This window comes from Pseudomonas sp. EpS/L25 (assembly GCF_001512295.1).
Lineage (GTDB): Bacteria > Pseudomonadota > Gammaproteobacteria > Pseudomonadales > Pseudomonadaceae > Chryseomonas.
In genome coordinates this window covers 133,961-157,571 of record NZ_LNUP01000016.1, presented here as the reverse complement: position 1 = coordinate 157,571, position 23,611 = coordinate 133,961, and the positions used below count along the sequence as shown (strand labels likewise).

The 23,611-nt window shown below is 63.9% G+C and carries 19 protein-coding genes and 2 tRNA genes; 2 read left to right on the top strand and 19 right to left on the bottom strand.

Annotation, left to right across the window (positions count from 1 at the left end; all coding sequences use genetic code 11):
• Positions 1-199 precede the first annotated feature (199 nt).
• The gene (gene amaA / locus AR540_RS21200) at positions 200-1,477 is read right to left on the bottom strand and encodes an L-pipecolate oxidase (RefSeq protein WP_059231850.1); all 1,278 of its coding nucleotides are present in this window, start codon (positions 1,475-1,477) and stop codon (positions 200-202) included.
• A 25-nt stretch (positions 1,478-1,502) separates the two neighbouring features.
• Entirely contained in the window at positions 1,503-2,993 is a 1,491-nt protein-coding gene (gene amaB, locus AR540_RS21195) for an L-piperidine-6-carboxylate dehydrogenase (RefSeq protein ID WP_059231848.1), read from the bottom strand.
• Positions 2,994-3,110: 117 nt separating this feature from the next.
• On the opposite strand from amaB, the gene AR540_RS21190 reads away from it, so the two are divergent.
• Positions 3,111-3,995, top strand: a complete 885-nt coding sequence (locus AR540_RS21190; RefSeq protein WP_059231847.1) for a LysR substrate-binding domain-containing protein — start codon at positions 3,111-3,113, stop codon at positions 3,993-3,995.
• A 160-nt stretch (positions 3,996-4,155) separates the two neighbouring features.
• On the opposite strand, the gene pnp is transcribed toward AR540_RS21190, so the two are convergent.
• The 14 genes from pnp to ftsH form a co-directional block, all read right to left on the bottom strand.
• A complete protein-coding gene (gene pnp / locus AR540_RS21185) occupies positions 4,156-6,258 on the bottom strand; it encodes a polyribonucleotide nucleotidyltransferase (RefSeq protein ID WP_059231845.1) in 2,103 nt (700 codons plus the stop codon).
• Between the two features lie 175 nt (positions 6,259-6,433).
• Complete coding sequence (gene rpsO, locus AR540_RS21180; protein ID WP_058764308.1) at positions 6,434-6,703, bottom strand: 30S ribosomal protein S15; 270 nt, start codon at positions 6,701-6,703, stop codon at positions 6,434-6,436.
• Between the two features lie 93 nt (positions 6,704-6,796).
• A complete protein-coding gene (gene truB / locus AR540_RS21175) occupies positions 6,797-7,711 on the bottom strand; it encodes a tRNA pseudouridine(55) synthase TruB (protein WP_059231843.1) in 915 nt (304 codons plus the stop codon).
• Positions 7,712-7,713: 2 nt separating this feature from the next.
• On the bottom strand, positions 7,714-8,097 hold the full coding sequence (gene rbfA, locus AR540_RS21170) for a 30S ribosome-binding factor RbfA (RefSeq protein ID WP_059231841.1): 384 nt from the start codon (positions 8,095-8,097) through the stop codon (positions 7,714-7,716).
• Positions 8,098-8,229: 132 nt separating this feature from the next.
• Positions 8,230-10,788 (bottom strand): translation initiation factor IF-2, encoded by a 2,559-nt coding sequence (gene infB / locus AR540_RS21165; RefSeq protein WP_059231839.1) that lies wholly within the window; start codon positions 10,786-10,788, stop codon positions 8,230-8,232.
• A 26-nt stretch (positions 10,789-10,814) separates the two neighbouring features.
• The gene (gene nusA, locus AR540_RS21160) at positions 10,815-12,287 is read right to left on the bottom strand and encodes a transcription termination factor NusA (protein ID WP_059231838.1); all 1,473 of its coding nucleotides are present in this window, start codon (positions 12,285-12,287) and stop codon (positions 10,815-10,817) included.
• Between the two features lie 49 nt (positions 12,288-12,336).
• Entirely contained in the window at positions 12,337-12,795 is a 459-nt protein-coding gene (gene rimP, locus AR540_RS21155) for a ribosome maturation factor RimP (RefSeq protein WP_059231836.1), read from the bottom strand.
• 127 nt (positions 12,796-12,922) lie between these two features.
• Positions 12,923-12,999: transfer RNA gene (locus AR540_RS21150), tRNA-Met, on the bottom strand.
• An 85-nt stretch (positions 13,000-13,084) separates the two neighbouring features.
• Positions 13,085-13,170: transfer RNA gene (locus tag AR540_RS21145), tRNA-Leu, on the bottom strand.
• Between the two features lie 16 nt (positions 13,171-13,186).
• Positions 13,187-13,567, bottom strand: coding sequence for a preprotein translocase subunit SecG (gene secG, locus AR540_RS21140; RefSeq protein ID WP_059231834.1), 381 nt, complete (start codon positions 13,565-13,567; stop codon positions 13,187-13,189).
• On the bottom strand, positions 13,567-14,325 hold the full coding sequence (tpiA, locus tag AR540_RS21135; protein ID WP_082707078.1) for a triose-phosphate isomerase: 759 nt from the start codon (positions 14,323-14,325) through the stop codon (positions 13,567-13,569). The genes secG and tpiA overlap by 1 nt, the downstream gene beginning before the upstream one ends.
• 66 nt (positions 14,326-14,391) lie before the next feature.
• Positions 14,392-15,729, bottom strand: coding sequence for a phosphoglucosamine mutase (glmM, locus tag AR540_RS21130; protein ID WP_059231830.1), 1,338 nt, complete (start codon positions 15,727-15,729; stop codon positions 14,392-14,394).
• Positions 15,729-16,592 (bottom strand): dihydropteroate synthase, encoded by an 864-nt coding sequence (folP, locus tag AR540_RS21125; RefSeq protein ID WP_065242558.1) that lies wholly within the window; start codon positions 16,590-16,592, stop codon positions 15,729-15,731. Before folP ends, glmM begins: the two co-directional genes overlap by 1 nt.
• 7 nt (positions 16,593-16,599) lie before the next feature.
• Complete coding sequence (gene ftsH, locus AR540_RS21120) at positions 16,600-18,519, bottom strand: ATP-dependent zinc metalloprotease FtsH (RefSeq protein ID WP_059231827.1); 1,920 nt, start codon at positions 18,517-18,519, stop codon at positions 16,600-16,602.
• Positions 18,520-19,181: 662 nt separating this feature from the next.
• Here ftsH and yhbY point away from each other — a divergent pair.
• Positions 19,182-19,493 (top strand): ribosome assembly RNA-binding protein YhbY, encoded by a 312-nt coding sequence (gene yhbY / locus AR540_RS21115; RefSeq protein WP_059231826.1) that lies wholly within the window; start codon positions 19,182-19,184, stop codon positions 19,491-19,493.
• On the opposite strand, the gene AR540_RS21110 is transcribed toward yhbY, so the two are convergent.
• Genes AR540_RS21110 through carB form a run of 3 tightly spaced genes read right to left on the bottom strand, consistent with a single transcriptional unit; the run spans position 19,481 to position 23,605 of the window.
• Entirely contained in the window at positions 19,481-19,933 is a 453-nt protein-coding gene (locus AR540_RS21110; protein WP_059231824.1) for a hypothetical protein, read from the bottom strand. The two genes, yhbY and AR540_RS21110, sit on opposite strands and share 13 nt — an antisense overlap.
• Positions 19,911-20,387: a transcription elongation factor GreA gene (greA, locus tag AR540_RS21105; protein ID WP_059231822.1), complete on the bottom strand. Its 477-nt coding sequence runs from the start codon at positions 20,385-20,387 to the stop codon at positions 19,911-19,913. The genes AR540_RS21110 and greA overlap by 23 nt, the downstream gene beginning before the upstream one ends.
• Complete coding sequence (gene carB / locus AR540_RS21100) at positions 20,384-23,605, bottom strand: carbamoyl-phosphate synthase large subunit (RefSeq protein WP_059231819.1); 3,222 nt, start codon at positions 23,603-23,605, stop codon at positions 20,384-20,386. Before carB ends, greA begins: the two co-directional genes overlap by 4 nt.
• Positions 23,606-23,611: the final 6 nt, after the last annotated feature.

Below are 23,611 nucleotides of genomic sequence, written 5' to 3'. Positions count from 1 at the left end.
CGCACCAAAACGTAACACCCTGCGCTCGTCGTGCCACCAAAGTAACCATTGGACACGAGGCGCCGCCGGCGCCGTTGCGCTGCCCGGTCCGCGGGAAAGGCGCGCCAAGCAAAACGGCCGATTTGCGCAGGGTTGAATGCGCAAATCGGCCGCTCCGGAAATCATCGCCCGCAGGCGCCGCGCGGGATGGCCAGCCTGGCTAGAGCACCACCCGCAGGCACTGCCCGGCGTGATAGAGGGTGAAGCCCGCCTCATACATCAGGCTGCGCCACTGCCCGACCGGATTGGCATCCAGACCCGCTAGCGGCATGGGCAAGTCTTGGCGATCGCCGCTGCACAGATAACGGGCGAAAGCCTGCCCCACGACCGTGCCGGTAGTCACCCCGCGACCGTTGTAGCCCGTCACCGCGAGCAGTCCCGGCGCCGGTTCGAACAGGCGCATCAGATGATCCGGGGTGAAGGCGATCCGACCGGTCCAGGTGCACTCCCAGTCCACCTGCCCGAGCGCGGGAAAATAGTGGCGCTGGATGCGATCCGCCCAGGCCCGGATGAAGCTGGCGGGGCGCCCGGCCATGTTGCCGAGGCTGCCCAGCAGCAGCCGACCGTCGGCATCGCGACGGATGCTGCTCAGCACCGTACGGGTATCCCACGAGCCTCGTCCCTGGGGCAGGATGAAATCCGCCTCGGGTCCCAACGGGCGCGAGGCCACCTGATAGTAATAGCCGGCGAAGAACTGCTTGCGCAGGGTGGTCCACTCGCCTTCGGTATAGGCATTGGAGGCGATCACCACCTGGTCGGCGCTGACCCGGCCCTGATCGGTCTCCACCTGCCAGCGCGCGCCGACCCGTTGCAATTGCCGCACCGCGGTCTGCTCGAACAGCTCCCCGCCTTCCTGGCGCAGCGCCTTGGCCAGCCCCTGGGCGTAACCCATGGGTACCAGGGTGCCAGCACGATGATCGAGCAGGGCACCGCTGATGTCGCGGGTACCGCACGCCGTATAGCAGGCCTCGCCTTCCAGCAGTTCGACCCGGGCGCCGCGCCGCTGCCATTGCTCGGCACGCCGCCCCAGATCGGCCAGGCCCTTGGCGCTGTGCGCCATGTGCAGGGTGCCGGCCCGGTGCGGCTGGCAGTCGATGCCATAGCGCTCGACGAGGGCGAACACCTGGCTCGGCGCATCGCCCATCACCGCCAGCAGGCGCTCGCCTACCTCCTGGCCGAGCGTAGCCACCGCCTCGTCCGGTGGAATCCACATGCCGGCATTGACCAGTCCGACATTGCGGCCGGAGCCGCCATGACCGACGCCATGGGCCTCCAGCACCACCACTCGACGCCCGGCCTGCGCCAGGTGCAGGCCGGTAGAGAGACCGGTGAAGCCAGCGCCGATGACGCACACCTCGACGTCGATATCAGCCCGCAATGGCGTCCCCGGCATTGCCGGATAGAGCCGCTCCCACAGGCATTCCTCACGCAACTGCATTCCCGTGCGCTCCTGGCTGGGCGACTCAGTCGAACACGATGCCCTGGGCCAGCGGCAGCTCGCGCGAATAGTTGACGGTATTGGTCTGCCGGCGCATGTAGGCCTTCCAGGCATCCGAGCCGGACTCGCGACCGCCGCCGGTCTCCTTCTCGCCGCCGAAGGCGCCACCGATCTCGGCGCCGCTCGGGCCGATATTGACGTTGGCGATGCCGCAGTCACTGCCGGTCGCCGAGATGAAGGCTTCGGCCTCGCGCACGTCGGTGGTGAAGATGCAGGACGACAGCCCCTGGGGCACGGCGTTGTTCAGCGCCACCGCTTCGTCGAAGTCGTCATAGGTCAGCACATAGAGAATGGGCGCGAAGGTCTCGTGGCGCACCGCCTCGCTCTGCTCCGGCATCTCGACAATGGCTGGTGCCACGTAATAGGCGTTGGGGTACTGCTCAGCCAGCTGGCGTTCGCCGCCGAAGACCACTCCACCCTCGCCACGGGCCTGCTCCAGCGCCCCCTGCATGGCCTGGAAGCTGGCGGCATCGATCAAGGGGCCGATCAGATTGCCCTGCAGCGGATGGCCGATGCGGACTTTGGCATAGGCGGTCTTGAGTCGCTCGACGATCTCGGCCTTCACCGAACGGTGGGCAATCAGCCGGCGCAGGGTGGTACAACGCTGCCCGGCGGTACCGACGGCGCTGAACAGGATGGCACGCACGGCCATGTCCAGATCGGCGCTCGGCGCGAGCACCATGGCGTTGTTGCCGCCCAGCTCCAGAATACTGCGCCCGAAGCGCGCCGCAACCCGAGGTCCAACCTCACGTCCCATGCGGGTGCTACCCGTGGCACTTACCAGTGCTACCCGCGGATCGTCCACCAGGGCTTCGCCTGCGGCGCGATCACCGATGACCACCTGGCTCAGGTCCGCCGGGGCCTCGCCGAAGCGGGCCAGGGCCTTCTCGAACAACGCCTGGCAGGCCAGCGCGGTCAGCGGAGTCTTCTCCGACGGCTTCCAGATCACCGGATTGCCGCAGACCAGCGCCAGGGCGGCGTTCCAGGACCAGACCGCCACCGGGAAGTTGAAGGCGCTGATGATTCCGACCACGCCCAACGGTTGCCAGGTCTCACGCATATGGTGGCCGGGGCGCTCGGAAGCAATAGTCAGACCATAAAGCTGACGTGACAGGCCCACGGCGAAATCGCAGATATCGATCATCTCCTGGACTTCGCCCAGGCCTTCCTGGGTGATCTTGCCGGCCTCCCAGGACACCAGCTCGCCGAGGTCGGCCTTGTGTGCCCGCAACTCCTCGCCCAGCAGACGCACCAGCTCGCCGCGCCGCGGCGCCGGCACCGCGCGCCAGGCCTGGAAGGCACGCTCGGCACGGGAGATCTTCTGCTCCACCTCGGCGGCGCTTTCCAGGGCGACACTACCCAGCTGGCTGCCATCGATGGGGGAATGCACCAGATGGTCGCCGTGGGTGTAATGCTGGGCAGGAACGCCGAGGCGTTCCAACAGGGCCTTGCTCATGCTGAGGTCTCCGCGAGGATCAAAGGAATCGACCTTGAGTATGGTCAGCGCGACGGTCCCGGACAACCGACCTTTGCTCGGCATATCATTCCCTTTTTTCATGTCACGAGTTCGGCCATGCAACGTCGCCACCTGCCGTCCATCACCGCCATGCAGTGCTTCGAAGCCGTCGCCCGCCACCTGAGCTTCACCCGCGCGGCAGACGAGCTGGCCCTGACCCAGAGCGCCGTCAGCAAGCAGGTCGCCCAGCTCGAGGAGCTCCTGCAGCACAGCCTGTTCCGCCGCGTCCGTCGCCGTCTGCAACTGACGCCTGCCGGCGCGCTGTACCTGGCCGAAGTGGACAAGATCCTCAACCAGTTGGAGATGTCGGCGCGCTACCTGAGATCCTACGGCGGCGAAACCGAGGTGCTGCGCGTGGCCACACCCCCGACCTTCGGCGAGCGCTGGCTGGTGCCGCGACTGAAAGGCTGGCGCCTGCGCCATCCCAGCATCCATCTGGACGTCTCCAGCGCCCTGGAGCCGGTGGACTTCCGCGATCCGCGCCATGACGTGGCGCTGTTCTATGGCCACGGCAGCTGGCCGGGCGCCGAGTGCGAACTGCTGCTGCACGAACACATGGTCGCGGTCTGTGCGCCGGATCTGCTCCCTGCCGAGGGCATCGCCGGCCCGGAATTGCTGGTGGACTTCGTCCTGCTGCAGAACACCACTCGCCCGGAATCCTGGCACGATTGGTACGCCAGCCTGGGGCGCGAGGAGGTACACAGCCACCACGGCCCGCGCTTCGACACCTTCACCCTCTGCGCCCGCGCCGCCCGGGAAGGTTGTGGCGTAGCCCTGCTACCGGAATTCCTGGTCGCCGAAGAACTGGCGTCCGGCCACCTGGTGCTCGCCTGGCCGCATCGCCTGGCCAGCCCCCATGCCTATTGGCTGGCCTATCCGGAACAGATGGCGGAAGTGCCCAAGGTGCGCAGCTTCATCGAGTGGATACGCGAGAAGGCGTGATGCCTGGGGCTATCGCGGCCATGGGCCGCTCCTACGGTTAACTCGAAGTCTGTAGGAGCGGCCCATGGCCGCGATGAAAACTATCCGGCGAACACCGCGTCATCCGCCTAGAAACAAAAAAACCCGGCCAAGGCCGGGTTTTCTCTTACGCGAGGTCGTCTCAGACGCCGGAGGCTTCCGCCGCCGCCACGTCCTTGATCGACAGCTTGATGCGGCCGCGGTTGTCCACGTCCAGCACCAGCACCTTCACTTCCTGGCCTTCCTTGAGGACGTCGGTGACCTTCTCGATGCGCTGATCGCTCAGCTGCGAGATGTGCACCAGGCCATCCTTGCCGGGCAGGATGTTGACGAAGGCGCCGAAGTCGACGATGCGCTCCACCTTGCCGACGTAGATCTTGCCGATCTCGGCCTCGGCAGTGATGCCCAGCACGCGCTGCTTGGCAGCCTCGGCAGCTTCGCGGGTCTCGCCGTAGATCTTGATGGTGCCGTCGTCTTCGATGTCGATCGACGCCTTGGTCTCTTCGCAGATACCGCGGATGGTGGCGCCACCCTTGCCGATCACGTCGCGGATCTTGTCCTGGTCGATCTTCATCGCCAGCATGGTCGGGGCGTTTTCCGAAAGCTCGGCACGCGACTCGGAGATCACCTGGTTCATCTGGCCGAGGATGTTCAGACGCGCTTCCAGCGCCTGCTCCAGGGCGATCTCCATGATCTCTTCGGTGATGCCGTTGATCTTGATGTCCATCTGCAGGGCGGTCACGCCCTTGGCGGTACCGGCCACCTTGAAGTCCATGTCGCCCAGGTGATCTTCGTCACCCAGGATGTCGGTCAGGACGGCGAATTTCTCACCTTCCTTCACCAGGCCCATGGCGATACCGGCTACCGGCGCCTTGACCGGCACACCGGCGTCCATCAGCGCCAGGGAAGCACCGCACACCGACGCCATGGAGCTGGAGCCGTTGGATTCGGTGATCTCGGAGACCACGCGGATGCTGTAGGGGAAGGCTTCCTGGGTCGGCAGCATGGCCTGGATGCCACGGCGGGCCAGACGGCCATGGCCGATTTCGCGACGGCCCGGGCTGCCCATGCGGCCGCACTCGCCGACCGAGAAGGGCGGGAAGTTGTAGTGCAGCATGAAGCTGTCACGACGCTCGCCTTCCAGGGTATCCAGCAGTTGGGCGTCACGGGCGGTGCCCAGGGTCGCGCTGACCAGGGCCTGGGTTTCGCCACGGGTGAACAGTGCCGAACCGTGGGTCTTTTTCAGGGTACCGACTTCGATCTGCAGCGGGCGGACGGTACGGGTGTCGCGGCCGTCGATACGCGGCTTGCCGTCGACGATGTTCTGGCGCACGGTGCGGTATTCCAGCAGGCCGAAGGTCTCCTTGACCTCGGCTTCGCTGTACTGACCGTTCTCGCCGGCCAGCTTGGCGATGGCCTGGTCACGCAGGGCACCCAGGGCCGCGTAGCGATCCTGCTTGACGGTGATGGTGTAGGCGCGGGACACGGCCTCGCCGACCTCAGCCTTGACGGCTTCGATCAGGGCGGTGTTCTCGGCAGGCGCCTGCCAGTTCCAGGTCGGCTTGCCGGCTTCGGCAGCGAACTGGCTGATGGCCTCGATGGCCACCTGGAATTCTTCGTGGGCGAACAGCACGCCACCCAGCATCTGGTCTTCGGTCAGCTCGTCGGCCTCGGATTCCACCATCAGCACGGCGTCACGGGTACCGGCCACGACCATGTCCAGGCTGGAGCTCTGCAGCTGCTCGTAGCTGGGGTTCAGCAGGTAGCCGAGCTCGCTGTGGTAACCGACACGGGCGGCGGCGATGGGACCGGCGAAGGGGATGCCGGAAATGGCCAGGGCAGCGGAGGTGCCGATCATGGCGGCGATGTCCGGATCGGACTTCTTGTTGGTGCTGACCACGGTGCAAACCACCTGGACTTCGTTGAGGAAGCCTTCGGGGAACAGCGGACGGATCGGGCGATCGATCAGGCGCGAGGTCAGGGTTTCCTTCTCGGAGGGACGACCTTCACGCTTGAAGTAGCCACCGGGGATACGGCCAGCGGCGTAGGTCTTCTCCTGGTAGTGCACGGACAGCGGGAAGAAGTCCTTGCCAGCGGCGGGCTGCTTGGCGCCGACCACGGTGACCAGCACGCTGACGTCATCGGTGGAGACCAGCACCGCACCGGAAGCCTGACGCGCGATGCGGCCGGTTTCCAGGGTGAAGGTCTGCTCACCGAACTTGAATTGCTTGATTACTGGATTCACAGTCTTTCCTTCTCGTTATTGCCTTGGGGGAAACGGTGGCGATCAGAGGGATTCGGACCCTCGCTGATCTCCGGGGTGACGCAAGCCGATTTCGTCGGCCTCTCAAGCAAAAAAGCCGGAGGCCGGCGCGAGCCAACCTCCAGCTTCAGACTGCTTGCAGCAGGTCTGCATCGTATTAACGACGCAGGCCCAGGCGAGCGATCAGTGCGCTGTAACGAGTGGTGTCCTTGGACTTCAGGTAGTCCAGCAGCTTACGACGCTGGTTGACCATGCGGATCAGACCACGACGGCTGTGGTGATCTTTGCCGTTGGCCTTGAAGTGACCTTGCAGCTTGTCGATGTTGGCGGACAGCAGGGCAACCTGCACTTCCGGCGAACCGGTGTCGCCTTCGGCGCGCTTGAACTCGTTTACGATCTGGGCTTTGTCTTCAACGCTCAGTGCCATGATAGGGCTCCTCTGAGGAACAGGCCGGGATGGATCCCGTGCTTAAGGAAAGAGGTGTGACCGTGCCTGCTGACAGCCACCCTCGGTATCGGTCTAGGACCGAATCAGTCTACGAGGAGCAACCTGCCCCTCGTCATCAATCTCGCCGATGCCGATGAAACGACCCTGGTCGTCCTGCACCCGCATCAAGCCGAATTTCGGCGCATTGGCCGCCCGAACGGGCTGACCGTGCAACCAGTAGTAGGCGCTGTGCTGCGTCAGCTGCACCAGCGGCCAGTGCTCCAAACCGCTGTCGACCGGCAGCAGGAAGCGATCCAGCGCCTCGGAACCGCCTTCGGCGTGCGCTGCCTCCAGCTCGTCCAGGCTGATCGCCTGCATCAGGCCAAAGGGACCGGCCTGGGTACGCCGCAGCTCCGCGACATGGGCACCACAGCCGAGACGGGCGCCGAGGTCTTCGACCAGGGTGCGCACATAGGTCCCCTTGCTGCAGGCCACTTCCAACGTGGCACGATCTTCCTGCAACGCCAGAAGTTCCAGCCGGGCAATAGTAACAGAACGCGGCTCGCGCTCCACTACTTCGCCGGCACGGGCCAGCTTGTAGAGGGGCTGACCGTCGCGTTTCAGCGCCGAGTACATCGGTGGAATCTGCTCTATCTCGCCGCGAAATACCGGCAAGGCCGCCAGAATGGCCGCCTCCTCGACAGCGACCGCCCGTCGCTCCAGCACTTCACCCTCGGCATCGCCGGTGGTGGTGGTGACGCCGAGTTGCGCCACGGTGCGGTAGCCCTTGTCGGCATCCAGCAAGTATTGGGAAAACTTGGTCGCCTCGCCGAAGCACAGCGGCAGCACGCCAGTGGCCAGCGGATCAAGGCTGCCGGTATGCCCGGCCTTCTCGGCGTTAAGCAGCCAGCGGACCTTCTGCAGCGCGGCATTGGAGGAAAAGCCGCGGGGCTTGTCCAGCACCAGCACGCCATGCACCTGCCGACGAATACGCTTGACCTGGGCCACCCTCACTCCTCCCCGTCGTGGCGACGGTCTTCGGCGACCGCCCGCTCGATCAGGGCCGACAGCTGGGCGCCACGCCGGATGCTCTCGTCGTACTGGAAGCTCAGTTGGGGGATGGTCCGCAGCTTCATTACCCGGCCCAGCTGCTGACGCAGGAAACCGGCGGCATCCTTGAGGATGCCGATATTCTGCTTGATCGCCTCGGCGTCATCGTCCTTGCCCAGGACCGTGATGTGTACCTTGGCATGGGACAGGTCGCGAGCGACGTCCACACCGGTGATGGTCACCATGCCCAGTCGCGGATCCTTGATCTCGCGCTGGATCAGCAGTGCCAGTTCACGCTGCATCTGATCGCCGATGCGCTGGGTACGGCTGAATTCTTTGGCCATGTCGAAACTCTCGTACGAAAGGCCGCAGACACTCGGCCTGCCAGCCATGAATCTTGGAAACGCGAACGGCAAGTCCGGACCTGGCAGGGTTCTGCCAGGTCCGTGACCTGCCGTCCTGGGGCGGAGTCGCCGTTACAACGAACGGGCGACCTGGACTTTCTCGAATACCTCGATCTTGTCCCCGACGCGCACGTCGTTGTAGCTCTTCACGCCGATACCGCACTCCATGCCGGCACGTACTTCGGCGACGTCGTCCTTGAAGCGACGCAGGGATTCCAGCTCGCCTTCGAAGATGACCACGTCCTCGCGCAGTACGCGGATCGGACGGTTGCGGTGCACCATGCCCTCGGTGACCATGCAGCCGGCAACGGCACCGAACTTCGGCGAACGGAAGACGTCGCGTACTTCGGCGATACCCAGGATGTTCTCCCGGACGTCGCTGCCCAGCATACCGGTCAGCGCCTTCTTCACGTCCTCGATGATGTCGTAGATGACGTTGTAGTAGCGCATGTCGAGGCCTTCCTGCTCGACGATCTTCCGCGCCCCGGCATCGGCCCGGACGTTGAAGCCGAACAGCACGGCATTGGAGGCCAGCGCCAGGTTGGCATCGCTCTCGGTGATACCACCGACGCCACCGCCGACCACCCGCACCTGGACCTCGTCGTTGCCCAGGCCCGACAGCGAGCCCTGCAGCGCCTCGAGCGAACCGCGCACGTCGGCCTTGAGCACGATGTTGAGGGTCTTCTTCTCGTCCTGGCCCATGTTCTCGAAGATGTTCTCGAGCTTGCCAGCGTGGGCACGCGCAAGCTTGACCTCGCGGAACTTGCCTTGACGGAACAGTGCGACTTCGCGAGCCTTCTTCTCGTCGGTCAGCACGGTGAGTTCATCACCGGCATCCGGGGTGCCGTCCAGGCCGAGGATCTCGACCGGGATGGACGGACCGGCTTCCTTGATCGGCTTGCCGTTCTCGTCGAGCATGGCGCGGACGCGGCCATAGTTGACGCCGACCAGGGCCATGTCGCCCTGACGCAGGGTACCGTTCTGCACCAGTACGGTGGCGACCGGGCCACGGCCCTTGTCCAGGCGGGATTCGATGACCACACCACGACCGGGCGCTTCCGGCGTAGCGGTCAGTTCGAGCACCTCGGCCTGCAGCAGGATGGCTTCGAGCAGTTCGTCCACACCGGTACCGGCCTTGGCCGAGACGTGCACGAACTGGGTGTCGCCACCCCACTCTTCCGGGATGACCTGCCGGCCAGCCAGATCGTGCTTGACGCGATCCGGATCGGCGTCGGGCTTGTCGACCTTGTTGACCGCCACGACGATGGGCACACCCGCCGCCTTGGCGTGCTGGATGGCTTCTTCGGTCTGGGGCATCACGCCGTCGTCGGCCGCCACCACCAGGATGACGATGTCGGTGGCCTGGGCACCACGGGCACGCATGGCGGTGAACGCCGCGTGACCGGGGGTATCCAGGAAGGTGACCATGCCACGCTCGGTTTCCACATGGTAGGCACCGATGTGCTGGGTGATGCCGCCGGCTTCGCCCGAGGCGACCTTGGCGCGACGGATGTAGTCCAGCAGCGAGGTCTTGCCATGGTCGACGTGACCCATGACGGTCACCACCGGCGCGCGGTGGGTCGCCTTGCCACCCTCGAACTTGAGGGATTCGGCCAGTTGGTCTTCCAGCGCGTTCTCGTTGACCAGCTTGACCTTGTGGCCCAGCTCTTCGGCCACCAGCTGCGCCGTTTCACGGTCGAGCACCTGGTTGATGGTGGCGGGAGACCCCATCTTGAACATGAACTTGATGACTTCAGCGGCCTTCACCGACATCTGCTGAGCAAGCTCAGAGACGGTGATGGTCTCGCCTAGATTGACTTCGCGCACTACAGGTCCTGTCGGGCTCTGGAACCCGTGTTGATTTCGCTTCTTGAGTCGCGACTTGCCACCGCGACCGCCGCGCCGGCCAAAGCCTTCTTCCTCGTCGTCGCCACTGCGCACGGTACGGGGAGCTGCGACCTTGTCCTTGATCGACGGGCGATGCTGGGCGTTCTTGCGCTCACGACGCTCGTCTTCATCGCGCTTGCTGCTCGGCGCAGGATGCACGGGACGACGTGGCTCTTCGCGCTTGCGCTCGCCAGCGGGATCCGCTTTCGGCGACTCGGCGACAGGCTCGGCAGCGACAGGCTGCTCGACCACCGGGGCAGACGCTGCGGCCGATGCAGCCGGGGCCGCAGCTTCGGCGGCGACCACTTGCGGCTCGGCCTGGGCCGCGACTTCGGCCTGCTGCTGCGCAGCCGCTTCGGCGGCGCGCTGGGCTTCTTCCTCGGCACGCGCCTGGGCAGCCGCCTCTTCGGCGGCCCGCTGGGCTTCCTGCTCGCGGCGCTGCTCGGCCTCGAGCTCGGCGGGGCTGCGCTTGACGAAGGTTTTCTTCTTGCGCACCTCGACACTTACCGTCTTGCTGCCAGCCACTTTCAGCGTGGTCTGGGTCTTGCGCTGCAGGGTGATCTTGCTCGGTTCATCGAGCTTGGCCGTCCCCTTCAGGTGGGTCAGCAGCGCCTGCTTCTCCGCATCGCTCACCAGCTGCTCCGCGCTGTCATGCGTCAGGCCTGCCTCGCGCATCTGCTGCAGCAGACGTTCCACCGGCGTATTGACCGTCTGGGCCAGTTCTTTCACCGTGACTTGCGTCATGCACTTCTCTCCTCAGACTGCGCCGCTTACTCGAACCAATGGGCACGGGCAGCCATGATCAGCTTGCCGGCACGCTCTTCGCTCATGCCGTTGATGTCGAGCAAGTCGTCGATCGACTGCTCGGCGAGCTCTTCGCGATTCACTACACCACGCTGGGCCAGCGCGCTGGCGAGCTGGGGGTCCATGCCGTCGAGGGTCAGCAGATCTTCGCTGGGGCTCTTCTGTTCTTCCGTCGCGATGGCTCGGGTCAGCAAACGATCCTTGGCCCGGGTACGCAGCTCGTTGACGATGTCTTCGTCGAAGCCATCGATGTTGAGCATCTCTTCCATGGGCACGTAGGCGACTTCCTCGAGGGAGGTGAAACCTTCCTCCACCAGCACCTGCGCCAGTTCCTCGTCGACATCCAGCTCATCGATGAAGCGCTGGATGATGTCGCCGGTCTCGGCCTGTTGCTTGGCGTTGATGTCCGCCTCGGTCATCACGTTGAGCGTCCAGCCGGTCAGTTGACTGGCCAGGCGTACGTTCTGACCGCCACGACCGATGGCCTGAGCCAGGTTGTCCTCGGCGACCGCGATATCCATGGTCCGGCTGTCTTCATCGACGATGATCGACGCGACCTCGGCCGGCGACATGGCGTTGATGACGAACTGCGCGGGGTTGTCGTCCCAGAGGACGATGTCGACCCGCTCGCCACCCAATTCACCGGACACCGCCTGGACACGCGAACCACGCATGCCAATGCAGGCACCCTGGGGATCGATGCGCTTGTCCTTGGAGCGTACGGCGATCTTGGCGCGCGAACCCGGGTCCCGGGCCGCGGCCATGACGTCGATCAGTTGCTCGGAAATCTCCGGCACCTCGATGCGGAACAGCTCGATCAGCATCTGCGGATCGGTGCGCGACAGCATCAGCTGCGGACCGCGGTTCTCGGTACGAATCTCCTTGAGCAGCGCACGCAGACGCACGCCCATGCGGAAGGTTTCGCGCGGAATGATGTGCTCGCGCGGCAGCAGCGCCTCGGCATTGTTGCCCAGGTCGACGATCACGCTGTCACGGGTGACCTTCTTGACGGTACCCGAGATGATCTCACCGACCTTCTCGCGATAGGCATCCACCACCTGGGCCCGCTCGGCCTCGCGCACCTTCTGCACGATCACCTGCTTGGCGGTCTGGGCGGCGATGCGACCGAATTCGATGGACTCGATCTTCTCTTCGATCACGTCACCGGCCTTGGCGCCGGGATGTTCTTCCTGCGCGTCTTCCACCGTCAGGTGCGAATCGGGCAGTTGATAGTCCTGGTCCTCCACCACGGTCCAGCGGCGGAAGGTTTCGTAGCTGCCGTTATGTCTGTTGATCGACACCCGCAGATCCACATCTTCTTCGTAGCGCTTCTTGGTCGCCGTGGCGAGTGCCAATTCCAGTGCCTCGAAGATGACGCCGGGTGGAACACCCTTCTCGTTCGAAACAGATTCCACTACCAGCAGAACTTCTTTGCTCATCTTACGCCTCGTATTCGCAATCCTTGGGATCCGCGGTCTCGCGCTCAAATCACTCGAAACGGGGAACGACGTTGGCCTTGTCGATCATCTCGATGGGCAGCAGGTACTCATGCTCGTCCACCTGCACCACGACGTCCTGGTCTTCCACACCGCGCAGCAAACCCTGGAAATTACGTCGCCCCTCGAAGGGCGACCGAAGTTTGACCTTCACCTGCTCACCGGCATGGGCAGCGAATTGCTCCAGGGTGAACAGGGGTCTATCCATACCGGGGGAAGACACCTCGAGGGTGTATTCATTGGTGATGGGGTCTTCCACATCGAGTACGCCGCTGACTTGGCGACTGACCTTCTCGCAATCCTCGACGAGGATGCCGTTGGGATGATCGATGTAGACGCGCAATAGCGAATGCCGGCCCTGGGAAATGTACTCGACACCCCAGCAGACGTAGCCAAGCGCCTCGACGACGGGGGCCAGCAAGGCCTGCAACTGTTCTAGCTTGCTCGACACCTGGTTGCCTCGCGTTTTTTGAGAATAAAAAATGGGCATTACGCCCATCCCTAAGAGGTCTGCGCAAGAAAGCGCGACCCGAACTGTCCAGCCAACAAAAAGCCCCTATAAAGGGGCTTTAAAAAACTGGTTGCGGGGGCTGGATTTGAACCAACGACCTTCGGGTTATGAGCCCGACGAGCTACCAGACTGCTCCACCCCGCGTCAAAGCTGGAGCGAGAGTATATTCAACTGAACTCCAGGAGTCAACCAACTCTCTCGCCGCGTCCTGCTGGACGTCTTTGCTATTTGGTGCCGAAGATGGGACTCGAACCCATACAGCCTGTGGCCACTACCCCCTCAAGATAGCGTGTCTACCAATTCCACCACTTCGGCATGAAACCTGTGAAACCTACTTGGACTCCTGGGGCACGTCCCCGGAAGTACTGCCCTGCGAAGCCTTCGGCTGCGTCAGGGGCACATCGTTACCATCCTGCTTCGGCTGAGGAGCCTGCTGGACCGGCTGAGCGGGCAACCCTACCTCACGCAGACCCAGCGCACGGTCTTTGGCGTAATACCCAAGGCCCAGGCTAGTCGCGAAAAAAACCGCGGCTAGTATAGCAGTAAAACGACTCAGAAAGGTAGCGGAACCTTGACTACCGAAGACGGTACCCGAGGCACCCGCACCAAAGGACGCACCCGCTTCGGCGCCCTTGCCCTGCTGCATCAGCACCAGCACGATCAAGCCCAGCGCCATCAGCAGGTGGATCACTACAACTGCAGTTTCCAACATTATCCACGTCCCGCAGCGCGGCAAATCGCACTGAACTCTTCAGCATTCAGGGAGGCACCACCAACCAGCCCCCCATCGATATCCGGCATACCGAACAATTCGGCAGCATTGGCAGCCTTGACACTACCGCCATACAACAACTGAAGCCCGTCAGCGACTCCAGCATCGGCTCCGCGCACCAGGGCGCGAATCGCCGCATGAACCTCTTGCGCCTGCTCAGGCGTTGCCGTGAGGCCCGTACCTATCGCCCAAACCGGCTCGTAGGCCACGACGGCATTGGCGAAGGCTGCCACTCCGACGGCATCGATAACCGCCTTCAGCTGGCCGCCCACCACCTCCAGGGTACGCCCGGCTTCCCGCTCTTCGCGAGTTTCGCCGACGCAGAGCACGGGAAGCATCCCGCCTTCCTGGATAGCCGCGAATTTCTTCGCCACCACCTCGTCATCTTCGCCCAGCAGGGCACGCCGTTCGGAGTGCCCCACCAGCACGTAACGGCAACCGAACTCCGCCAACTGGGTAGAGGAAACCTCACCCGTCAGGGCCTTCTCGCCCGCGACGGGAGCACAGGTCTGAGCCCCCACCGCCAGCGACGTCGCCGTCAACTCTTCGACTACCTTCGGCAGATGCACCAATGTCGGGATCACCACGACGTCGACACCCGCAACACCATCCAACCCTTTCAAGCCTGCGACCAATGCCGAAACGCTCTGCAGCGAGCCGTGCATTTTCCAGTTACCGGCAACCAGGGGACGACGCATGCGTTTTGCCTCAGGGAGCGAAGTGGGCGCAGATGTTACTCAATCGAAAACAGGCATGCAAGCAAATCAAGCACATACCTCGGTTATCAGTTGCGCCAGGGCCTCGGCATGGGCACGCACCTCACGCTCGTTCTCGCCTTCGACCATGACCCGCAGCAACGGCTCGGTACCTGACTTGCGTAGCAGGACCCGCCCCTTGCCGGCCATCTTCTCGGTCACCTCGGCACTGGCCTGCTTGACCCGCGGATTGTCCAGCGGGTCCTGGCCACCCCCGAAGCGCACGTTGATCAGCACCTGCGGGCACTTGCGCAGGGCCATGCGCGCCTGTGCCAGGGTCTGGCCGGCATTGCGCAAGGCGATCAGCACCTGCAGGGCCGCGATGGTGGCATCGCCAGTAGTGGTGTACTGGCAGCACACCACGTGCCCGGAGTTCTCGCCGCCCAGCACCCAGCCACGCTCCAGCAGCTCGGCCATGACATAGCGATCCCCGACCTTGGCGCGCACGAAGGGGATGTCCAGCTCGGCCAAGCCCAGCTCGAGTCCCAGATTGCTCATCAAGGTACCCACTACCCCACCTTCGAGACGGCCACGGCGCTTGAGGTCGCGAGCGATCAGGTAGAGCAACTCGTCGCCGTCCACCGCGGCGCCCGTATGGTCCACCATCAGCACCCGGTCGCCGTCGCCGTCGAAGGCGATACCTATGTCGGCATGCTGGTCGAGCACCGCCTGCTGCAGCCCTTCCAGATGGGTGGAGCCGCAGTCCTTGTTGATATTGAGCCCGTCCGGCTGGACGCCCAGCACACTGACGTCCGCACCCAGCTCGCGGAAGACGCTAGGGGCGATCTTGTAGGTAGCGCCATTGGCGCAGTCCAGTACGATCTTCATGCCGGCGAAACTGGTCCCGGTGGGCACGCTGCTCTTGCAGAACTCGATATAGCGACCCGCGGCATCGTTGATGCGCGACACCTTGCCGATACGGGCCGAGTCGACCACGGTCATCGGCGTATCGAGCAGTTCCTCGATCATGGTCTCGAGCTCATCGGGCAGCTTGGTACCGGCGCCGGAAAAGAACTTGATGCCATTGTCGTAGTAGGGATTGTGCGAAGCACTGATGACGATGCCGGCGCTGGCCTGGAAGGTCCGCGTCAGGTAGGCGATACCCGGCGTCGGCATCGGACCGAGCAGCATGACGTCAGCGCCCGCAGCGGACAGACCGGCTTCCAGTGCCGATTCGAACATGTAGCCCGAGTTGCGCGTGTCCTTGCCCACCAGCACCCGGCAGCCGCCGCGACTACGAAAGGCGATGCCTGCCGCCCAGCCCAGCTTGAGCATGAAGTCCGGGGTAATGGGGTACTGTCCGACCTTGCCGCGAATGCCATCGGTTCCGAAATACTTTCTTGCCATCAGTTCTGTTCCTGCCTGAAGCCTTCGACCGCGGCGATCATCTTCACCACGTCCACCGTTTCCGCCACATCATGCACCCTGAGGATCTGGGCACCCTTGGCCAACGCCAGGGCCGCCAGAGCCAGTCCGCCCGCCAGGCGCTCGGCGACAGGCCGTCCGGTGACAGCACCGATCATGCTCTTGCGCGAAACACCTACCAGCAAGGGTAGCCCAAAGCCGAGCAACTCGGACTGTCGCTGGAACAGCTCGAGGTTGTGCGCCAGGGTCTTGGCGAAACCGTAGCCGGGATCCAGCACCAGGCGTTCGCGGGCGATGCCTGCCACTTCGCAACGAGCGATCTGCTCGGCGAGGAAATCGCCGACCTCGCCCGCCACGTCGCCATAGGCCGGGGCCTGCTGCATGGTGCTCGGCTCACCGCGCATGTGCATCAGACAGACCGCCAGATCGGTCGCAGCCGCCGACTCGAGGGCGCCCGGCCGGCGCAGCGAGCGGACGTCATTGATCAAGCCTGCACCCGCCAGAGCCCCTTCGCGCATGACCGCAGGCGTGGAGGTATCCATGGAGATGACCACATCCAACTCTCCGGCGATTGCCTCGATCACCGGTATGACGCGATCGAGTTCTTCCGCCTCGGATACCGGCGGCGCCCCAGGCCGCGTGGACTCCCCGCCCACATCGATGATATCCGCACCGGCCGCCACCATTCCCTCGGCATGGCGCAGGGCGCTTTCGACCGCCGTGTAGCGACCGCCGTCGGAGAAGGAGTCGGGAGTGACATTGAGGATGCCCATTACCTTGGGCACGTCAAAAACAAGAACCCGATTGCCGCAAGGCAATCGGGTCGAAGGAAACGGATTGAACATGGGTGTTTCAGTGTTCTCCAGCCGGACCGCCGATGGGGGCTTCTGGACGATCGCTACCACTCTGGGGAGACGCGGGTGCGTCCCCGGTCGGGCCGCCACGGTCGTGCCAGTCACGCGGCTCTCGTGGGACCTTGCCGGCCATGATGTCGTCGATCTGATCGGAATCGATGGTCTCGTACTTCATCAGCGCATCGGCCATGAGTTCGAGCTTGTCGCGATTCTCGTCCAGCAGGCGCTTGGCGGTGTTGTAGCAGTCATCAATGATCCGGCGAATTTCCAGGTCGATCAGCTTGGCGGTCTCGCCGGACATGTTGCCGTTACCACCCCCACCGGAACGACCCAGATAGCCTTCGTTCTCTTCCTCGCCATACAGCAGCGGACCGAGTTTTTCCGAGAGCCCCCACTTGGTCACCATGTTCCGCGCCAGGGAGGTAGCTCTCATGATGTCGTTGGAAGCGCCGGTGGTCACTCCTTCGAAACCCAGCGTCATCTCTTCGGCGATCCGGCCACCGAACAGCGAGCAGATCTGACTCTCCAGCGCCCGCTTGGACAAGCTGTAGCGATCTTCCTCGGGAAGGAACATCGTCACGCCCAGGGCGCGGCCGCGGGGAATGATGGAGACCTTGTAGACCGGATCGTGCTCCGGCACCAGGCGACCGACGATGGCATGGCCGGCCTCGTGGTAGGCGGTATTGCGCTTTTCCTTCTCGGACATGACCATGGTCTTGCGCTCGGCGCCCATCATGATCTTGTCCTTGGCAAGCTCGAACTCGCGCATGTCGACGATGCGCTTGTTGGCGCGCGCGGCGAACAGCGAGGCCTCGTTGACCAGGTTGGCCAGGTCGGCACCGGAGAAGCCAGGGGTACCCCGGGCGATGACACTCGCATCGACGCGCTCGCCGACTGGCACCTTGCGCATGTGCACCTTGAGGATCTGCTCGCGGCCACGGATATCCGGCAGGCCGACCACGACCTGGCGATCGAAACGACCGGGGCGCAGTAGTGCAGGGTCGAGGACGTCGGGACGGTTGGTAGCGGCGATGACGATGATGCCATCGTTCATCTCGAAGCCATCCATCTCGACCAGCAACTGGTTCAGGGTCTGCTCGCGCTCGTCGTGACCGCCACCCATGCCATTGCCACGATGGCGACCGACCGCATCGATCTCATCGATGAAGATGATGCAGGGCGCATGTTTCTTGGCCTGGTCGAACATGTCACGAACCCGGCTGGCGCCGACACCGACGAACATCTCGACGAAGTCCGAACCGGAAATGGTGAAGAACGGCACCTTGGCTTCACCGGCCACGGCCTTGGCCAGCAGCGTCTTGCCGGTACCGGGCGAGCCGACCATCAGGACGCCGCGAGGAATGCGGCCGCCCAGGCGCTGGAACTTGCCTGGATCGCGGAGGAATTCCACCAGCTCGGTGACCTCTTCCTTGGCCTCGTCGCAACCGGCGACGTCGGCGAAGGTGGTCTTGACCTGATCTTCCGACAGCAGGCGCGCCTTGCTCTTGCCAAAGCTCATCGGGCCGCCGCGACCGCCGGCGCCCCCCTGCATCTGGCGCATGAAGAACATGAAGACGGCGATGATCACCAGGATCGGGAAGCTGGCGACCAATAGCTGAGTCCAGATGCTCTGCTGCTCGGGCTGCTTGCCGGTGATGGTGACGCTGTTGTTGACCAGGTCGCCGATCAGGCCATTGTCCTGGATCGCCGGGCGGATGGTCTTGAAGGGATCGCCATCCCGGTGCTTGCCGGTGATGACATAGCCATCCACGGTGACGCTCTCGATCTGCCCGTCCTTCACCTGCTGGATGAAGTCGGAGTAGTTGAGCGTCTGGGGTTCATTGGGGCTGGAGAAGTTGTTCATCACGGTGACGAGCACCGCGGCGATGATCAGCCACAGGATCAGATTCTTTGCCATGTCGTTCAATTGACTACCCTCTGCGCCGGTTTCGTGGGTAAACCGTTCGAAGCGAAACCGGCAGTGACCGGTAAGTTACTACACAAAGCCTGGCCCACGGCAGACATCGTCTGTAACGCTATATGAGTCTTCTGCCTTTGACTCTAGGGCAAGGCAGACGTTGCGGCCATCAATTCTCTCAATTGGCCATTGAAACCGCGACCCAATAGATACTGCACACGCGATCCGTCCCGCGAAGCGAACGGCTTGCGCATCAACCCCAGTCGAACTCATCGTGCGCCCGCTTTGAGGTAGGCGCCTAGAATTTCGCCACGGAATATCTTGATGGGAGGCCCTACCGGAGGAAGCGTACGTGCACCAGCATCCTGGCCGGCCCGCACGAGAGGCAGGCCCCTGGCTGGTCCACCGCGTTCAGGCGAATCATATGGGGGGCCAGCCCGTAAAAAACAAGGCCTGCGGACCAGGCGCCAATCGCTCGAGCAGCGCGTAGCGGGCCCGGGAGAGCCGGCCGTCCCTCCGCACCGGCTTGACGCAGGGCGCTTCGAGGTGTTCCTTGAGCCAGCGATGGCTGGCTTTTGCAGTTGCCACGGGAAGTTTTCTCGTATCGCTGGGCGGCATCGGACGGCTGCGATAAACTGTTCGGCTTTTATCCGGGGTGAATTATGGCGCTCAACAACGAGCATAAAAAGCGGTTCAAGGCGATCGGTCATCAACTCAAGCCGGTGGTCACCATCAGCGAGAATGGTTTGAGCGAGGGCGTGCTGGGTGAGCTCGATCGTGCGCTGAACGATCACGAACTGATCAAGATCAAGCTGGCCGTCACCGAGCGGGAAGACCGCCGTGCGTTGATCGAGGAGCTGTGCGCTTCGAGCAAGGCCGAGCTGGTGCAGGTGATCGGCAAGATGGCGCTGATCTACCGCAAGGCCCGCGAGCAGAATCGCAACCTGTCCAACGTGGTGCGCTATACCGCCTGATTCGGGCGCGGGCGCCCCGGGACGGGTTGCAGCACCAGGATCAGTCCGCAGAGCAGCAATACCACGTAGCCGGCCAGGGCGGTCGGCCCGCTCCACAGGCGCGCGAGTTCGTTCTGCAATAGTACGGCCGCCGCACTCGCCAGCAGCAGCTGGCCACGCAGGTCGCGCCACAGGGCGCCAACGCCTGCCCACCAGACCAGCACCACGATCTGAGTGAAGACGCCGCCGGCCGCGGCGCTGAGCATCATGCGCAGCAACTCCTCGCGACCGGACTGGATCAGCAGCGGCGCCCAGCCCGCCTGGGCGAGCGCCACGGGAATGCACAGATGCAGGGCGACCAAGGGGCCGACCCAGAACACCTGAGCCAGCTGCCAGGCTGCAGCGAGCAGCGTGGCGAGCCAGCCGCGGACACGGCGATCAGACGTGACGGACGGCGACAATTTCGTATTCGACATCGCCGCCCGGGGTCTTCACCAGCACCACGTCCCCTTCTTCCTTGCCGATCAGGGCGCGGGCGATGGGCGAACCCACCGACAGCTTGCCCTGTTTGATGTCCGCCTCGTCGTCGCCGACGATCTGGTAGGTCACCGTCTCGTCGGTCTCGGTGTTGGCGATCTCCACGGTGGTGCCGAAGATCACCTTGCCGGTATGCGGCAAGGCGGCCACGTCGATCACCTGAGCATTCTGCAGTCGACCCTCGATATCGCGGATGCGCGCCTCGACCATTCCCTGCTGTTCACGGGCGGCGTGGTATTCGGCGTTTTCCTTGAGGTCACCCAGCTCGCGCGCTTCGGCGATGGCCTGGGTAATCTTCGGACGCAGCTCGGTCTTGAGGTGCTTGAGCTCCTCTTCCAGGGCACGAGCGCCCTGGACGGTCATGGGGTACTTGGTCATGCCTTAACTCCTGCATGCAGATCTTGCAGCCGGCGCACGGTCTTTTCGGCGCCGAATTTCAAAGCTTCGCAAATGGCCTGGCCGCCCGCAATGGTCGTGGTGCAGCAGAGCTTGTGCTGCAGGGCATTACGGCGGATCGAATAGGAATCGGCGATGGACTGCCGGCCTTCGGTGGTGTTGATGATCAGGGTGACTTCATCATTTTTGATCATGTCGACCACGTGCGGGCGACCCTCGGTCACCTTGTTCACGCGACGCACCGGCAGACCGGCCGCCTCTATCACTCGCGCGGTACCAGCGGTGGCGACCACTTCGAAGCCGAGGCCGACCAGATCGCGGGCGACCTGCACGGCTTCGGGCTTGTCGTCGTCACGCACGCTGATGAAGGCGCAGCCGGAGTTCGGCAGGATCTCGTTGGCGCCCAGCTGGGCCTTGGCGAAGGCTTCGCCGAAGCTGTCGCCGACACCCATCACCTCGCCGGTGGACTTCATTTCCGGGCCGAGGATGGGGTCCACGCCGGGGAATTTGTTGAAGGGGAACACCGCTTCCTTGACGCTGAAGAACGGCGGGATGATCTCTTCGGTGAAGCCCACTTCGGCCAGCGTCTTGCCGGCCATGACGCGGGCAGCCACCTTGGCCAGGGACTCGCCGATGCACTTGGAGACGAAAGGCACGGTACGGGAGGCCCGCGGGTTGACCTCGATGACGTAGATGTCCTCGCCCTGCACGGCCATCTGCACGTTCATCAGACCGATCACGCCGAGCTCCAGGGCCATCTTCTTGACCTGCTCGCGGATTTCGTCCTGGATGTGCTTGGGCAGCGAATAGGGCGGCAGCGAGCAGGCGGAGTCACCGGAGTGCACGCCGGCCTGTTCGATGTGCTGCATGATGGCGCCGATCACCACGGTCTGGCCGTCGCACACCGCGTCCACGTCCACCTCGATGGCGCAGTTGAGAAAGTGGTCGAGCAGTACCGGGCTGTCGTTGGACACCTTCACCGCTTCGCGCATGTAGCGCTTGAGTTCTTCTTCCTGGTAGACGATTTCCATCGCCCGACCGCCCAGCACGTAGGACGGACGTACCACCATCGGGTAGCCGATGTTCTTGGACAGGGCCAGGGCCTCGTCCTCGCTACGCGCGGTGGAGTTGGCCGGCTGGCGCAGATTCAGACGCTGCACCATCTGCTGGAAGCGCTCGCGGTCTTCGGCGCGGTCGATGGCATCGGGGCTGGTGCCGATGATGGGCACGCCGGCTTCTTCCAGCGCGCGGCACAGCTTGAGCGGGGTCTGGCCGCCGTACTGGACGATGACACCCTTGGGCTGCTCGACGCGGACGATCTCCAGCACGTCCTCCAAGGTAACCGGCTCGAAGAACAGGCGGTCGGAGGTGTCGTAGTCGGTGGAGACGGTTTCCGGGTTGCAGTTGACCATGATGGTCTCGTAGCCGTCTTCACGCATGGCCAGGGCCGCGTGCACGCAGCAGTAGTCGAACTCGATGCCCTGGCCGATACGGTTGGGACCGCCGCCGAGGATCATGATCTTGTCGCGACCGCTGGGCTTGGCCTCGCACTCTTCCTCGTAGGTGGAGTAGAGGTAGGCGGTGTCGGTGGCGAATTCGGCGGCGCAGGTGTCCACCCGCTTGTACACCGGCAGCACCTTGAGCTTGTGGCGATGGGCCCGCAGGTTCTTCTCGGTGACGCCGAGCAGCTTGGCCAGGCGCGCATCGGAGAAGCCCTTGCGCTTGAGCTTGCGCATCAGGTCGTAGTCGAGGTCGGTCAGCCCCAGGGTCTTGATGCGCTCTTCGTCCTTGATCAGGTCCTCGATCTGCACCAGGAACCAGGGATCGATGCGGGTCAACTCGAAGACCTTGTCCAGGCCGTAGCCCTGGCGGAAGGCGTCACCGATGTACCAGATGCGATCGGCACCCGGCACGGTCAGCTCGCGCTTGAGGGTGCCGTCGGCCTCGGGATCGGCCGGATCCAGCTTGGGATCGAAGCCGACCACGCCGACTTCCAGGCCCCGCAGGGCTTTTTGCAGGGATTCCTGGAAGGTACGGCCGATGGACATAACCTCGCCCACGGATTTCATCTGGGTCGTCAGGCGGGCGTCGGCCTTGGGGAATTTCTCGAAGGCGAAGCGCGGGATCTTGGTGACCACGTAGTCGATGGCCGGCTCGAAGGACGCCGGGGTACGACCGCCGGTGATGTCGTTCTGCAGCTCGTCCAGGGTGTAGCCGACGGCCAGCTTGGCGGCGATCTTGGCGATGGGGAAGCCGGTGGCCTTGGAGGCCAGCGCCGAGGACCGCGACACCCGCGGGTTCATCTCGATCACCACCATGCGCCCGGTATTCGGGCAGATGCCGAACTGGACGTTGGAGCCGCCGGTCTCGACGCCGATCTCGCGCAGCACCGCCAGGGAGGCGTTGCGCATGATCTGGTATTCCTTGTCGGTCAGCGTCTGGGCCGGGGCCACGGTGATGGAGTCACCGGTGTGCACGCCCATGGGATCGAAGTTCTCGATGGAGCAGACGATGATGCAGTTGTCCTTCTTGTCGCGGACCACCTCCATCTCGTATTCCTTCCAGCCGATCAGGGATTCGTCGATCAGCAGCTCGTTGGTCGGCGACAGATCCAGACCACGGGTGCAGATCTCTTCGAATTCTTCGCGGTTGTAGGCGATGCCGCCACCGGTACCGCCCATGGTGAAGGATGGACGGATGATGCAGGGGAAGCCGACCTTCTCCAATACGCCGTAGGCTTCTTCCATGCTGTGGGCGATGCCCGAGACCGGGCAGGCCAGGCCGATGTCCTTCATGGCCTTGTCGAAGCGCGAACGATCCTCGGCCTTGTCGATGGTGTCGGCGTTGGCACCGATCATCTCGACGCCGAACTTCGCCAGCACGCCATGACGCTCCAGATCCAGGGCACAGTTCAGCGCGGTCTGGCCGCCCATGGTCGGCAGCAGGGCGTCGGGGCGCTCCTTCTCGATGATCTTGGCCACCGTGGCCCACTTGATCGGTTCGATGTAGGTGGCATCGGCCATGGACGGATCGGTCATGATGGTGGCCGGGTTGGAGTTCACCAGGATGACGCGGAAGCCTTCCTCGCGCAGGGCCTTGCAGGCCTGGGCGCCGGAATAGTCGAACTCGCAGGCCTGGCCGATGACGATGGGGCCGGCCCCGAGGATCAGGATGCTCTTGATGTCTGTACGCTTAGGCATGGGCTT

What these genes read in the sequence shown, in the direction of transcription:
- amaA (WP_059231850.1), bottom strand. Translation starts at nt 1,477, where the DNA reads ATGCAGTTGCGTGAGGAATGCCTGTGGGAGCGGCTCTATCCGGCAATG.
- amaB (WP_059231848.1), bottom strand. Translation starts at nt 2,993, where the DNA reads ATGAGCAAGGCCCTGTTGGAACGCCTCGGCGTTCCTGCCCAGCATTAC.
- AR540_RS21190 (WP_059231847.1), top strand. Translation starts at nt 3,111, where the DNA reads ATGCAACGTCGCCACCTGCCGTCCATCACCGCCATGCAGTGCTTCGAA.
- rpsO (WP_058764308.1), bottom strand. Translation starts at nt 6,703, where the DNA reads ATGGCACTGAGCGTTGAAGACAAAGCCCAGATCGTAAACGAGTTCAAG.
- rbfA (WP_059231841.1), bottom strand. Translation starts at nt 8,097, where the DNA reads ATGGCCAAAGAATTCAGCCGTACCCAGCGCATCGGCGATCAGATGCAG.
- infB (WP_059231839.1), bottom strand. Translation starts at nt 10,788, where the DNA reads ATGACGCAAGTCACGGTGAAAGAACTGGCCCAGACGGTCAATACGCCG.
- nusA (WP_059231838.1), bottom strand. Translation starts at nt 12,287, where the DNA reads ATGAGCAAAGAAGTTCTGCTGGTAGTGGAATCTGTTTCGAACGAGAAG.
- secG (WP_059231834.1), bottom strand. Translation starts at nt 13,567, where the DNA reads ATGTTGGAAACTGCAGTTGTAGTGATCCACCTGCTGATGGCGCTGGGC.
- tpiA (WP_082707078.1), bottom strand. Translation starts at nt 14,325, where the DNA reads ATGCGTCGTCCCCTGGTTGCCGGTAACTGGAAAATGCACGGCTCGCTG.
- glmM (WP_059231830.1), bottom strand. Translation starts at nt 15,729, where the DNA reads ATGGCAAGAAAGTATTTCGGAACCGATGGCATTCGCGGCAAGGTCGGA.
- folP (WP_065242558.1), bottom strand. Translation starts at nt 16,592, where the DNA reads ATGTTCAATCCGTTTCCTTCGACCCGATTGCCTTGCGGCAATCGGGTT.
- ftsH (WP_059231827.1), bottom strand. Translation starts at nt 18,519, where the DNA reads ATGGCAAAGAATCTGATCCTGTGGCTGATCATCGCCGCGGTGCTCGTC.
- yhbY (WP_059231826.1), top strand. Translation starts at nt 19,182, where the DNA reads ATGGCGCTCAACAACGAGCATAAAAAGCGGTTCAAGGCGATCGGTCAT.
- greA (WP_059231822.1), bottom strand. Translation starts at nt 20,387, where the DNA reads ATGACCAAGTACCCCATGACCGTCCAGGGCGCTCGTGCCCTGGAAGAG.
- carB (WP_059231819.1), bottom strand. Translation starts at nt 23,605, where the DNA reads ATGCCTAAGCGTACAGACATCAAGAGCATCCTGATCCTCGGGGCCGGC.